Raw genomic sequence first — 13,916 nt, 5'->3', positions numbered from 1 at the left:
GCCTTGCTCACAACCGCCTCAGCACTTCCTTCAGAACCCGTTCGGAGGCGCGCGGCAGTTGCTGGCTGCGGTTGGAAAGGACGAAATACGGCGAGACCGTCATGTCGCAGGCCATCTGCAGCGCCACCAGCCGCGCCCCGAGCGCGCTGCCGGTCAGGATCTCGGCGACCTCCTCGGACTGCGGCGAGATCACGTCCGCCTGCGCGATGATCGAGAGCACGATCAACAGCGACGAGGAGTTCGAGACGTTCGCCGGCACCGGCGTGCCGGCCTCGAGGAACGCCGCCTCCACCGCCTGCCGGATCGGAGAGCCGCGCTCCTGAATCACCCATTCGTAACCCGCCACCGCCTCGAGGGGCAGATCCGGTACGCCCGCCAGCGGATGCGTGTCGCGCACCAGTAGCGTGACGCGCTCCGAGCGGGCCGGGTAGACGTGGAACTCGCTGCTGTCCTGCTCCGGCGTCAGCCGCGCGATAATGAAATCAAGCCGACCCTCGCGCAGGCCGCGAACCAGTTGCACCGACGGGCCGACCTCGATCGTGGTCTCGATATCGGGGCTCTCGTCCTTCACCTTGCGCAGCGCCGGCATCAGGCAGCCCACCGCCGGACCGGTCACCGCTCCGACCCGCACCACGCCTGACCGGCCGCCCGCGATGCTCTCGACCTCGGCCTCGAGCGTCTCGAGCTCCCAAAGGACCACGCGCACGTGGCGCAGGACCGCCTGCCCCGCCTGGGTAAGCTCCATCCAGCGGGGGTGCCGCACGAATAGCGGCGTGCCCATATTGGTCTCGATATCCGCCAGCATCCGGCTTGCCGCCGGCTGCGAGATAGACAGCGCCTCGGCCGCGAGTTGCAGCTTCTGCTTCTTCGCGATCTCATCGATCAACTTGAGGTGGTTCGGCTTCAGCCGTCTGCTCAGATCCATCCGGTCGCCATACCTGAAATGATATGCATTTCTTTCATAATAGCATTTTACAGATATAGATCGAAAGCGCTACGCAGTTGATGGTTGAGGAGACCAGGAACTGATCAGCGGCCACCAAGGCGTGAGGAGCCGGCCGCGAATGTGGAGGAGATCATGACTATCAAGTCACTTGCGGCCGTTTCGGCCGCCGCTCTCGTGCTGGCTACCGGCGCCTATGCCGACGGCCTGATTGGCATCGCCATGCCGACCAAGTCGTCCGCCCGCTGGATTTCCGACGGCAACTCGATGGAGGAGCAGCTTCAGGCCGCCGGCTACGAGACGATCCTGCAATATGCCGAAGACGACATCCCGAACCAGGTCAGCCAGATCGAGAACATGATCACCCGCGGCGTGGATGTCCTCGTGATTGCGGCGATCGACGGCACCACGCTCTCGAACGCACTGGAGAATGCCTACTACGCCGATATCGAGGTGATCAGCTACGACCGCCTGATCCGCGACAGCCCCTATGTCAGCTATTACGCCACCTTCGACAACTTCCAGGTCGGCGTTCTGCAGGCCTCGTCCCTGGTCGACGGCATGAAGGAGCGGTTCGGCGACGGGCCCTACAATGTCGAACTGTTCGGCGGCTCGCCGGACGACAACAACGCGTATTTCTTCTACAATGGTGCAATGTCGGTGCTGCAGCCGCTGATCGATGACGGCACCATCAATATCGTCTCGGGCCAGATGGGCATGGACACCGTGGGTACCCTGCGCTGGGACGGCGCGGTGGCGCAGGCGCGGATGGATAACCTGCTCTCCGCGCATTACACCGATGAGCGGGTGCACGGCGTCCTGTCCCCCTATGACGGGCTGTCGATCGGCATTCTGAGCTCGCTCAAGGGTGTGGGCTACGGCAATGGCGATCTCGAGATGCCCATCGTCACCGGTCAGGACGCGGAGCTGCCCTCGGTGAAGTCGATCATCGCCGGCGAGCAGTATTCCACCGTGTTCAAGGACACCCGCGAACTGGCGGGCGTGGCCGTCGACATGGTCGAGGCGCTGCAGAACGGCACCGAGCCCGAGATCAACGACACCGAGACCTACGACAACGGCGAGAAGGTGGTCCCGTCCTACCTGCTCAAGCCGGTGCTTGTGGACAGCTCGAACTGGGAAGAGATCGTCGTCGAGAGCGGCTATCACGACGCCTCGGAGTTCTGAGCAAACCGGAGCCGGGGCCACCGGCCCCGGACGCCCGGACCCGGGCCGGCCACGGCGTCGACCCAGAGGGATCCGCACCGGTCTCCCACGGAGCGGGCGCGCATCGCCGCCCCGCGCGGATCCCACCCCTGAATACGAGAGGTCAACGGCATGACATCCCTGCTCGAGATGTGCGCCATCACCAAGGAATTCCCCGGCGTGAAGGCGCTCGACAACGTCAACCTGACGGTGGCCCGGGGTGAGATCCACGCCATCTGCGGTGAGAACGGCGCCGGCAAGTCGACCCTGATGAAGGTGCTCTCCGGCGTCTATCCCGCCGGCACCTATGACGGCGAAATCCGCTATGACGGCCAGACCGCACAGTTCGCCGACATCAACGACAGCGAAGAGCTGGGGATCATCATCATCCACCAGGAGCTGGCGCTGGTGCCGCTGCTGTCGATCGCCGAGAACATCTTTCTCGGCAACGAACGCGCCACCAAGGGTGTCGTTGACTGGCGCGAGACCTTCCGGATGACCACCGACCTGCTCGACAAGGTCGGGCTGAGCGAACCGCCGGGCACGCTGGTCGACAGCCTCGGCGTCGGCAAGCAGCAGCTGGTCGAGATCGCCAAGGCGCTGTCCAAGGACGTGAAGCTGCTGATCCTCGACGAGCCGACCGCGGCCCTGTCCGAGCACGACAGCCAGGCGCTGCTCGACCTGATGCTCGAGCTGAAGGCGCAGGGCGTCACCCAGATCATCATCAGCCATAAGCTCAACGAGGTGCGCCGCGTGGCCGACAGCGTCACGGTGATCCGCGACGGCGCGACCGTGTCGACGATGAACACCCGCACCGACGACATCACCGAGGACCGCATCGTCCGCGACATGGTGGGCCGCGACATGTCGAACCGCTACCCGCCACGCCCGCATCGCGCCGGCGAGATGCTGATGGAGGTCGAGGATTGGTCGGTCTGGCACCCCGAGCACAAGGACAGGCAGGTGATCCGCAACGCCTCGTTCCGGGTCCGCGCCGGCGAGGTGGTGGGCATCGCCGGGCTGATGGGCTCGGGCCGGACCGAGCTTGCGATGTCGATCTTCGGCCGCAGCTACGGCCAGAACATCTCGGGCCGGGTCAAGATGCACGGGCGCGAGGTCGACACCTCGACCGTCGGGCGCGCCATCGAGTCCGGGCTCGCCTATGTCACCGAGGACCGCAAGTCGCTGGGCCTGATCCTCGAGGAGACGATCCAGAAGAACACCACGCTGGCGAACCTGCCCAGCGTCTCGCGCAACGGCATCATCTCGGAGGGCGAGGAAACCCGCGTGGCCGAGCGCTACCGGCAGGCGATGAACATCCGGACCCCCTCGGTCTTCCAGAAGGTGATGAACCTCTCCGGAGGCAACCAGCAGAAGGTGGTGCTGTCGAAATGGCTGTTCTCGGAGCCCGAGGTGTTGATCCTCGACGAGCCCACGCGCGGCATCGACGTGGGCGCGAAATTTGAAATCTACAACATCATCAACAGCCTGTCCGAGCAGGGCAAGGGCGTGGTGATGATCTCGTCGGAGATGCCGGAACTTCTGGGCATGTGCGACCGGATTTACGTGATGAACGAGGGCGCGCTGGTCGGCGAGCTGAGTGCAGCCGAAGCGAGCCAGGAGCGGATCATGTCGATGATCGTGACCGACGTGGTCGACGAGCCCGCCATGGGCGCGGCGGAATAGGGAGAGGGACAGTTGGAACTGGCTGAAAACAAACGCGGGAACAACGGCGGAAGTCTCGTTCAGTACCTGTCGAAGCACCTGCGAGAATACGGGCTTCTGGTGGCGCTCATCGCGATCATGCTCTTCTTCCAGGTGGTGACCGACGGCACCCTGCTGAAACCCGTCAACATCACCAACCTGTTCCTGCAGAACAGCTATATCATCATCATGGCGCTCGGCATGCTGATCGTCATCGTGGCCGGGCATATCGATCTCTCGGTCGGCTCGGTGATGGGCTTCATCGGCGCTCTGGCGGCGGTGATGATGGTGAACTGGGGCTGGCCGGTCTGGGCCACGATCCCGGCCTGCCTCGTGGCCGGCATCGTGATCGGTGCCTGGCAGGGCTACTGGGTCGCCTACTGGAAGATCCCGGCCTTCATCGTCACGCTGGCGGGCATGCTGGTGTTCCGCGGCCTGTCGCTGTGGCTGCTCGAGGGCCAGTCCGTCGGCCCGTTCGAGCGCAGCTTCCAGTCGCTCTCGACCGGCTTCATCCCCGACTTTACCGGGCTTGGCCGCCCCAACGGCACGGCGCTGGTCGCCGGGGTCATCGCGGTCATGCTGATCGTCTGGCTCGGACTGCGCCAGCGCATCACCAACCGCAAGTACGGCATGGAGGAAGAACCCGCCGCCTTCTTCTGGGCGCGCACCATCATCGTCAGCGGCGCGCTGTTCTACGTCATGTACAAGCTCGCGGGGTTCCGTGGCCTGCCCAACGTGATGATCTCGATGGTGGTCCTGACGCTGATCTATGCCTTCATCACCGAGAACACCACGCTCGGCCGCCGCATCTATGCGCTCGGCGGCAACGAGAAGGCGGCCAAGCTCTCGGGCATCAAGACCGAGCGGCTCACCTTCCTGGCCTTCGTGAACATGGGGATGCTCGCGGCGCTGGCCGGGCTGATCTTTGCCGCCCGTCTCAACACCGCGACACCCAAGGCCGGTTTCGGCTTCGAGCTCGACGTGATCGCGGCGGTGTTCATCGGCGGCGCGTCGATGTCCGGCGGCTCCGGCAAGATCATCGGTGCGGTGGTCGGCGCCTTCATCATGGGCGTGCTGAACAACGGCATGTCGATCATGGGCATCGGCATCGACTACCAGCAGGTCATCAAGGGCCTCGTGCTGCTCGCCGCGGTGTTCTTCGACGTCTACCAGAAAAACAAGGCCTGAGGCGCCATCACGGGCGCGCGGCTGTCGCGCCCTGCCCGCCTTGCCAAGATCTCCCTAGCAATGGACCGACCGACATGACCTTCAAACCTGCCCCCTGGCCCCGGCGCCTGCGCTCGCAGGAATGGTACGGCGGCAATTCCCGCGACACGATCTACCACCGCGGCTGGCTGAAGAACCAAGGCCATCCGCACGATCTCTTCGACGGGCGCCCGATCATCGGGATCATGAACACCTGGTCCGACCTGACCCCCTGCAATGGCCACCTGCGCGAGCTGGCCGAGAAGGTGAAGGCGGGCATCTGGGAGGCCGGCGGCTTCCCGGTCGAGGTTCCGGCCTTTTCGGCCTCCGAGAACACCTTCCGCCCGACGGCGATGATGTACCGCAACCTCGCGGCGCTCTCGATCGAAGAGCAGCTGCGCGGCCAACCCATCGACGGCGCGGTTCTGATGGTGGGCTGCGACAAGACCACGCCCTCGCTGCTGATGGCCGCTGCCTCCTGCGACGTGCCCTCGATCGTGGTCACCGGCGGGCCGATGCTGAACGGCTATTTCCGCGGCGAGCGCGTGGGCTCCGGCACCCACCTGTGGAAGTTCTCCGAGGCGGTGAAGGCCGGCGAGATGACGCAGGAAGAGTTCCTCGAGGCCGAGGCCGGCATGTCGCGCTCGACCGGCACCTGCAACACCATGGGCACCGCCTCGACCATGGCGTCGATGGCCGAGGCGCTTGGCATGGCGCTCTCGGGCAACGCCGCGATCCCGGCGGTCGACAGCCGTCGCCGAGTCATGGCGCAGCTCTCGGGGCGGCGCATCGTGCAGATGGTCAAGGATGACCTCAAGCCATCTGACATCATGACCAAGCAGGCCTTCGAGAACGCCATTCGAACCAACGGGGCCATTGGCGGCTCGACCAACGCGGTGATCCACCTGCTGGCCATCGCGGGCCGGGTCGAGGGCGTGGACCTCACGCTCGACGACTGGGACCGCTGCGGCCGCGATGTCGAGACCATCGTCAACCTCATGCCATCGGGCGAGTACCTGATGGAGGAGTTCTTCTATGCCGGCGGCCTGCCGGTGGTGCTCAAGCGGCTCGGAGAGGCGGGCCTTCTGCACAAGGACGCGCTCACGGTCTCGGGCGAGAGCATCTGGGACGAGGTTCGCGACGTGCTCAACCACAACGAGGACGTCATCCGCCCGGTCGGCAAGGGCCTCACCCCGCAAGGCGGCATCGCCGTTCTGCGCGGCAATCTCGCGCCGAACGGCGCGGTGCTGAAGCCCTCGGCCGCCTCGAAGCACCTGCTGCAGCACAAGGGCCGTGCCGTCGTCTTCGAGGATATCGACGACTACAAGGCCCGCATCAACGATCCCGATCTCGACATCGACGAGACCTGCGTGATGGTGCTGAAGAACTGCGGTCCGAAGGGCTATCCAGGCATGTCCGAGGTCGGCAACATGGGCCTGCCGCCGAAGATCCTGCAAAAGGGCATCACCGACATGGTGCGGATCTCGGACGCGCGCATGTCGGGTACCGCCTACGGCACCGTCGTCCTGCACACCTCGCCCGAGGCCGCAGCCGGTGGTCCGCTGGCGGTGGTGCGCAGCGGTGACATGATCGAGCTCGACGTGCCGGGCCGGCGCCTGCATCTCGACATCTCCGAGGCCGAGCTGGCCGAGCGCCTTGCCAACTGGGTTCCGACCTCGGAGCGCTTTGAGAGTGGCTATGGCTGGCTGCACCAGCAGCACGTGGAGGGCGCCGATACCGGCGCCGATCTCGACTTCCTAAAGGGCTGCCGGGGCAACGCCGTCGGAAAGGACTCGCACTGATGCAGATCGCACTCGCAGGCATCGGCAAGATCGCCATCGACCAGCATGTCCCCGCCCTCTCGGCGTCTGAAGACTGGGAGCTTGCCGCCACGGTCTCGCGCTCCGGCACGGTCGACGGGGTCGACGCCTTCGACAGCCTCGACGCGATGCTCGAGGCCTGCCCCGAGATCCGGGTGGTGTCTCTCTGTCTGCCCCCGGTTCCGCGCTTCGAGTACGCCGCCAAGGCGCTGGCCGCCGGGCGGCACGTGATGCTCGAGAAGCCGCCGGGCGCGACGCTCTCGGAATGCGCCGAGCTTGAGCGCATGGCGCGCGCGCGCGGGCTGTCGATCTATGCCACGTGGCACTCGCGCGAGGCGCAGCAGGTTGCCGCCGCCAAGGCGTGGCTCGCGGACAAAACCCTGAAATCTCTTCATATCACGTGGCGCGAGGATGTCCGGCGCTGGCATCCCGGGCAGGACTGGATCTTCGAGCCCGGCGGGCTCGGCGTGTTCGATCCCGGCATCAACGCGCTGTCGATCCTGACCGAGATCCTGCCCGACGCGATCCACCTTCGCGAGGCGGTGCTCTCCTTCCCCGACAACCGGCAAGCGCCGATCGCGGCGACGCTCGGCTTCCGCCACCCCGGCAATGCGGCGGTCAGCTGTGATTTCGACTTCCGGCAGGAGGGCGAGCAGACCTGGGAGATCGAGGCCATCTGCGCCGAGGGCACGCTGCGGCTCACCCATGGCGGCGCCCAGATGTTCGTCGACGGCGCCCCCGCGGGCGAGGCGCTCACCGGGCTCGCCGGGGAATACCCCCGGCTCTACGCCAAGATGGCGCAGCTCGTGCGCAACGGCCGGATCGACATGGACCTTTCGCCGATGCGCCACGTCGCCGATGCCTTCCTGTTGGGCCGGCGCGAGACCGTCGCCCCCTTCCATTTCTGACGTCGAGGAATTTTCGTGACCGACCTCAAGACAACCCCGCTCACCGGCATCCTGCCCGTCGCGCCCACGCCCTTCTTCGAGGATGGCACGCTCGACCTTCAGGGCATGAAGAACACGCTCGACTGCCTGATCGATCAGGGCGTCGACGCGATCTGCATCCTTGCCAACTATTCCGAGCAGTTCGTGCTCTCCGACGAGGAGCGCCGCGTCCTCACCAAGCTCTGCCTCGAGCATGTGGCGGGCCGGGTTCCGGTGATCGTCACGATCTCGCATTTCTCGACCCAGGTGGCGATCGAACGCGCGACCCACGCGCAATCGCTCGGCGCCGCGATGCTCATGATGATGCCGCCCTATCACGGCGTCGGACTGGTGCCCGCGGCGGACGGCATCTTCGAGCATTTCGCCGCGGTCTCCGACGCGATCTCGATCCCGATCATGATCCAGGACGCGCCGCTCTCGGGCGTCACGCTGCCGGTGCCGCTCTTGGCCAAGATGGCGCGCGAGATCGAGAATGTCTGCTATTTCAAGATGGAAACCCCGTTTGCCGCCGACAAGCTCGAGGCGCTGATTGCCGCAGGCGGCAGCGACATCATCGGCCCCTTTGACGGGGAAGAAGCGGTCACGCTGCTGGCCGATCTCGATGCCGGAGCCACCGGCACCATGACCTCGGGTATGTTCGCCGAGAAGATCCGCCCCATCGTCAGCCACTACCTCGCCGGCGACAAGGCGGCGGCGCTGGCGCAGTGGCAGCTTTGCCTGCCGCTGATCAACCACGAGAACCGTCAGTGCGGTCTGCGCGCCTGCAAGGTGATCTACAAGGAAGGCGGCGTGATTGCCTCGGACCATGTGCGTCACCCGCTCAAGCCGATGACGCCCCGCACCCGCACCCGGCTTCTGGAGCTCGCGCGTGATCTCGACATCATGGCGCTGCGCTGGGGCAAATAAGAGGAGCAACGATATGACTTTCCACGGCAAACACCTGATCGCCGGCGCTTGGGTCGGCAGCGACGACACCTTCTCCTCGACACCGGTCGCCGGCACGCCGATCGCGGTCTCGAAGGGGACGCCAGCACAGGTCGACGCGGCGGCACAGGCTGCCGAGGCGGCCTTCCCGGCCTACGCCGCCACCACGCGCGAGACCCGCGCCACCTTTCTCGAGGCCATCGCCGACGAGATCGAGGCTCGCGGCGACACGATCACCGAGATCGGCACCGCCGAGACCGGCCTGCCCGCCGGCCGCCTCGAGGGGGAGCGCGGCCGCACCACCGGCCAGCTGCGGCTCTTCGCGGCGCATATCCGCGACGGCGCCTATCTCGACCGCCGCCATGACGAAGCACTGCCCGACCGCGCGCCGCTGCCGCGCCCGGACCTGCGGATGATGCAGCGCCCGACCGGCCCGGTGGCAGTTTTCGGCGCCTCGAACTTCCCGCTGGCCTTCTCCACCGCCGGCGGCGACACCGCGTCGGCCCTCGCCGCCGGATGTCCGGTGGTGGTGAAGGGCCACGAGGCCCATCCCGGCACCGCCGAGGTCGTCGCCGAGGCGATCCACGCCGCCATCGAGGCCACCGGGATGCCCGCCGGAACGTTCTCGATGATCCATGGCGGCAGCCACGAGGTCGGCGGCGCGCTGGTCCGGCATCCGCTGATCAAGGCGGTCGGCTTCACCGGCTCGCTGCGCGGCGGCAAGGCGCTGTTCGATCTTTGCGCGCAGCGCCCCGAGCCGATCCCGTTCTTCGGCGAGCTCGGCTCGATCAACCCGATGTTCTTCCTGCCCGCCGCGACGGCCTCGCGCGCCGAGGAGATGGCCAAAGGCTGGGCCGGCTCGCTCACCATGGGGGCCGGGCAGTTCTGCACCAACCCCGGCGCTCTTGTGCTGATCGAAGGCCCCGAGACCGAGGCCTTCCTCGCCGCGGCGAAGGCGGCGCTGGAAGAGACCGCGCCGCAGACCATGCTCACCGAGGGCATCGCAGATGCCTACCGCACCGGGGCCGAGACGCTGTCGTCGCAGAGCGGCGTGCAGGAGGTGATGACCTCGACCTGCGATCTGCGCAACGCCGCGCCCTACCTGCTGCGCACCACCGGCGCGGAGTGGATGGAGAACGAGACGCTGGGCCACGAGGTCTTCGGCCCGCTGGGCATCGCCATCGTGGTCCACGACGCGGACGAGATGCTGGCCGTCGCCAAGAGTTTTGCCGGGCAGCTCACCGCAACGCTGATGATGGGCGAGGACGACACTCCTCTGGCGCAACGCCTGTTGCCGGTGCTCGAGCGCATGGCGGGCCGGGTGCTGGCCAACGGGTTCCCCACCGGGGTCGAGGTCTGCGATGCCATGGTGCATGGTGGCCCCTACCCCGCCTCGACGAATTTCGGCGCGACCTCGGTCGGGACCATGGCGATCCGGCGCTTCCTGCGCCCGGTCTGCTACCAGAACCTCCCCGAAGCGCTGCTGCCACGGGACCTGCAATGACCGTCGTGACGCGACCGGCTTCTTGCGGGACGGGGGCCAAACCGGCCAGAGTGCTCCCAAGCCCCCGTCGTTCCGGCCCGAAGGTGTGACGCCATGACCGCGACCATCTGCGACACGCGCCCCTGCGAGCTGGGCGAGGGCGCGTTCTGGCACCCGGAACGGCAGCAGTTGTTCTGGTTCGATATCCTGAGCGCGCGGTTGCTGTCCTTCGACGCCACCGGTCCGCTGGCGTGGCAGTTCGACGAGATGCACTCTGCCGCCGGCTGGATCGACCGCGACACGCTGCTGCTCGCCTCCGAGACCGGGCTCTGGCGCTTCGACATCGGTTCGGGCCAACGCGAGCGGCTGGCGGAGATCGAGGCAGAGGATGACCGCACCCGCTCGAACGATGGCCGGGCCGACCCTCAAGGCGGCTTCTGGATCGGCACCATGGGCAAACACGCGGAGCCGGGGGCCGGGGCAATCTATCGCTACTTGGATGGCAAGGTGACCCGGCTCTACGACAGCATCTCGATCCCCAACGCGATCTGTTTCAGCCCCGACGGCAGGACCGCCCATTTCGCCGACACGCGCCGACAGATCATCTGGCGGGTCGAGCTCGACGCGGACGGCTGGCCGTGCGGGGAGCGCGAGGTCTTCCTCGACCTGCGCGCGCAGGGGCTGTTTCCCGACGGAGCGGTGATCGACGCCGAGGGCGGGCTTTGGAACGCCCAGTGGGGCGCGGGCCGGGTCGCGCGCTACCTCCCCGACGGGCAGTTCGACCGGGAGATCCTCGTGGGCGGACGGCACAGCTCCTGCCCGGCCTTCGGCGGTCCTGACCTGCGGCGACTCTACATCACCACCGCGCGTGAGGGGATCGAGCATCCCGACGCGGCGCAGGGGCTGCTTTATCAGGCCGACGGCCCGGTCGCGGGCCTGGCCGAGCCGCGGGTGCGGGCCTGACATGGCACGCGACCAGGTCACCGCCTTCGGCACACTCCCGGACGGCACGCAGGTCATGCAGGTCGAGATCGGACGTGGCGCGCTGCGCGCCTCGCTCCTGAGCCATGGCGCCCGCCTGCGCGACCTGCGGCTTGACGGGGTGTCGCATCCTCTGGTGCTCGGCGCCTCCAGCCTCGCGCCCTATCTTGGCGCGATGGCCTATTTCGGCGCCACCGTCGGCCGCTACGCCAACCGGATCGGCGGCGGGCGGTTCACACTCGACGGCCATGAGGTGACGCTCGACCGCAACGAAGCAGGCCGCACCTGCCTTCATGGCGGTCACGACGGCACTGCAACCCTGCCTTGGGACCTGGTCGATCATGGCGCCGATCACGCCACCTTCGCGCTCGAACTGCCCGACGGCCACATGGGCTTTCCCGGAGAGCTCGCCATCACCACCACCTACCGCTGCCAAGACAGCTGCCTGGAGATCGTGACCGAAGCCACGCCCTCGGCGCCCTGCCCGCTCTCCTTCGCGCATCATTCCTATTTCGCGCTGAGCGATGAGGGCAATATTGACCAGTGTCGTCTCCAGATCGCGGCGGAACGCTACCTGCCGGTGACCGCAGAGCAGATCCCGACCGGCGAAATCGCGTCCGTCGCGGACACGCCCTTCGATTTTCGACGTCCGCGGTCTCTGGGCCCGCAAACGATCGATCACAACTTCTGTCTCGCACGCGGGACAGGGCCTGCGGCTCGGCTCACGGCACCGTCGGGCCTGCAGCTCGAGGTCGAGACCGATGCCCCCGGGCTCCAGGTCTATACCGCCGATCACATCGCAGCGCCGGCGGGGCCTGATCCCGACCGTGCCGCCTGTGGGCCACGCGCCGCCATCGCGCTGGAGACGCAGGAATGGCCCGACGCCCCGAACCATCCGACCTTTCCGAACCCGGTGGTCCGTCCCGGCCAGATCCATCGCAACCGGACGACATACAGGTTCCGCAACACATAAGCGGGGAGCGGCGACAGGCTTTTGCTCGCTTGGAGGTTCCGGCCGACAGGATCGACCAGCGTCCACTGCGCCAGCCTCGGCATGAGGGCGTGGTCGTCCGCGCGGCGGGCGCAGTGTCACTGTTCCTGGGCGGTGACCCCCTATGACCTTGCAATCAAGCGCTCGTGAGCGCCGTCAAGGAACGCGGGCCTTTGGCGCACGTTGGGTGGCAGATACCGATTTGGAAAGGACACGAGATGAAGGACACCCACAGTCCCGACCGCGCCATGACCACGACCAATCCGGCCACGGAAGAGGTGATCGACACCTACCCGCTGATGAGCGACGAGGAGATGCACGCAGCGCTCGACGCCTGCCACGCAGCCTTCTCCGACTGGCGGATGACGTCGCATGAAGAGCGCGGCAAGGTCCTGAAGGCCATCGGCGCGAAGCTGCAGGAGCGCAAGGACGAGTTTGCCGCCCTGATGACCCGCGAGATGGGCAAGCGGCTGGAGGACAGCCGTGACGAGATCGATCTTTGCTCCGCGATCTGCGACTGGACCGCACGGGCCGGTCCTGAGGTCCTTGCGGACGAAACCCGTGAACTTCAGGACGGTCGCAAGGGCGTTATCAGCAAGTCGCCGATCGGCGTGATCTACGGCATTCAGCCCTGGAACTTCCCCGCTTATCAGGCGGTCCGCTACGCCATCGCCAACCTGATGGCCGGCAACGGTGTGCTGCTGAAGCATGCCGAGATCTGTACCGGCTCGGGCCTCATGCTGCGTGATATCTTCGAGGAGGCTGGCCTGCCGAAGAACCTCTTCACCGTAATGCTGATCGATCACGATCAGTCCGATGAGCTGATCGCCCACGAGCTGGTGCGCGGCGTGACCATGACCGGCAGTGCCAAGTCCGGCAGCATCATCGCCGCCAAGGCGGGCGAGCACCTGAAGAAAACGGTGATGGAGCTTGGCTCCAACGACGCCTACCTCGTGCTGGAAGATGCCGATATCGATCTTGCCGTGAAGACCTGCGTCGCGGGCCGGATCTACAACAATGGCCAGACCTGCGTGAACGCCAAGCGCTTCGTGGTGGCAGACAAGGTCTATGACGCCTTCGTCGACGGCTACGTCAAGGCGATGGGCGAAGTGAGCCTCGGCGATCCTACCAAGGAAGACACTGATCTTGGCCCGATGGCGCGCAAGGACTTGCGCGAGACACTGCACGAGCAGGTCGAGAAATCCGTCGCCAAGGGCGCGAAGATTGCCGTGGGCGGGACCATGCCCGAGGGCACCGGCTACTACTATCCGGCCACCGTTCTGACTGAAGTGGAACCCGGCCAGCCGGCTTATGACGAAGAGCTTTTCGGCCCGGTGGCGTCGGTGATCCGCGCCAAGGATGACAACGATGCCATGCGCATCGCCAATGACAGCCGCTTCGGCCTTGGCGGCGGCATCTTCAGCAAGGATGAGGACCGCGCGCTGGAACTGGCGAAGCAGCATTTCGACACCGGCATGGTGTTCATCAACCACTTCAACCTCGCGACGCCGGAAATGCCCTTCGGCGGCGTCAAGGACAGTGGTTACGGGCGCGAACATGGCGGCTTCGGCATGACCGAGTTCATCAACGCTAAGGCCATCACCCTGCCGGGCTGACCCGAAGGCAACAAGCATGACGGGCGGAGCTTCACGGCTTCGCCCGTTCTGTTTCCGATCTGCGCCGACGCCCCGGGGGCGTTGACGACGGCCCCGCA

Annotated in this window: 11 protein-coding genes; 10 read left to right on the top strand and 1 reads right to left on the bottom strand. The window is 66.4% G+C overall.

Annotated features, from left to right (window positions below):
- Positions 1-7 precede the first annotated feature (7 nt).
- Positions 8-925: a LysR family transcriptional regulator gene (locus R2601_RS22220; RefSeq protein WP_007802955.1), complete on the bottom strand. Its 918-nt coding sequence runs from the start codon at positions 923-925 to the stop codon at positions 8-10.
- Between the two features lie 153 nt (positions 926-1,078).
- Here R2601_RS22220 and chvE point away from each other — a divergent pair, with 153 nt between their 5' ends.
- The 10 genes from chvE to R2601_RS22170 all read left to right on the top strand — a co-directional run bounded on the left by chvE (position 1,079) and on the right by R2601_RS22170 (position 13,818).
- Positions 1,079-2,128 carry a multiple monosaccharide ABC transporter substrate-binding protein gene (gene chvE / locus R2601_RS22215; protein WP_040545869.1) on the top strand — a complete coding sequence of 350 codons (1,050 nt, stop codon included), beginning with the start codon at positions 1,079-1,081 and terminating at the stop codon, positions 2,126-2,128.
- Between the two features lie 150 nt (positions 2,129-2,278).
- A complete protein-coding gene (gene mmsA, locus R2601_RS22210; protein ID WP_007802951.1) occupies positions 2,279-3,832 on the top strand; it encodes a multiple monosaccharide ABC transporter ATP-binding protein in 1,554 nt (517 codons plus the stop codon).
- 12 nt (positions 3,833-3,844) lie between these two features.
- On the top strand, positions 3,845-5,038 hold the full coding sequence (mmsB, locus tag R2601_RS22205; protein WP_007802949.1) for a multiple monosaccharide ABC transporter permease: 1,194 nt from the start codon (positions 3,845-3,847) through the stop codon (positions 5,036-5,038).
- A 74-nt stretch (positions 5,039-5,112) separates the two neighbouring features.
- A complete protein-coding gene (gene araD / locus R2601_RS22200) occupies positions 5,113-6,858 on the top strand; it encodes an L-arabinonate dehydratase (RefSeq protein WP_007802947.1) in 1,746 nt (581 codons plus the stop codon).
- Positions 6,858-7,784 (top strand): Gfo/Idh/MocA family protein, encoded by a 927-nt coding sequence (locus tag R2601_RS22195; RefSeq protein ID WP_007802945.1) that lies wholly within the window; start codon positions 6,858-6,860, stop codon positions 7,782-7,784. Before araD ends, R2601_RS22195 begins: the two co-directional genes overlap by 1 nt.
- Before the next feature lie 15 nt (positions 7,785-7,799).
- On the top strand, positions 7,800-8,729 hold the full coding sequence (locus R2601_RS22190; protein WP_007802943.1) for a dihydrodipicolinate synthase family protein: 930 nt from the start codon (positions 7,800-7,802) through the stop codon (positions 8,727-8,729).
- 13 nt (positions 8,730-8,742) lie between these two features.
- A complete protein-coding gene (locus tag R2601_RS22185) occupies positions 8,743-10,251 on the top strand; it encodes an aldehyde dehydrogenase (NADP(+)) (RefSeq protein ID WP_007802941.1) in 1,509 nt (502 codons plus the stop codon).
- 93 nt (positions 10,252-10,344) lie between these two features.
- Positions 10,345-11,193, top strand: a complete 849-nt coding sequence (locus R2601_RS22180) for an SMP-30/gluconolactonase/LRE family protein (RefSeq protein ID WP_007802940.1) — start codon at positions 10,345-10,347, stop codon at positions 11,191-11,193.
- Position 11,194: 1 nt separating this feature from the next.
- Positions 11,195-12,184 carry an aldose epimerase family protein gene (locus R2601_RS22175; RefSeq protein WP_007802938.1) on the top strand — a complete coding sequence of 330 codons (990 nt, stop codon included), beginning with the start codon at positions 11,195-11,197 and terminating at the stop codon, positions 12,182-12,184.
- A gap of 236 nt (positions 12,185-12,420) precedes the next feature.
- Complete coding sequence (locus R2601_RS22170) at positions 12,421-13,818, top strand: NAD-dependent succinate-semialdehyde dehydrogenase (RefSeq protein WP_007802936.1); 1,398 nt, start codon at positions 12,421-12,423, stop codon at positions 13,816-13,818.
- Positions 13,819-13,916 lie beyond the last annotated feature (98 nt).

Origin of the sequence: Salipiger bermudensis HTCC2601, assembly GCF_000153725.1 — a bacterium.
Taxonomy (GTDB): Bacteria; Pseudomonadota; Alphaproteobacteria; order Rhodobacterales; family Rhodobacteraceae; genus Salipiger; species Salipiger bermudensis.
Note: the sequence above shows the minus strand (reverse complement) of the source record. Positions and strands in the feature narration are given on the sequence as shown.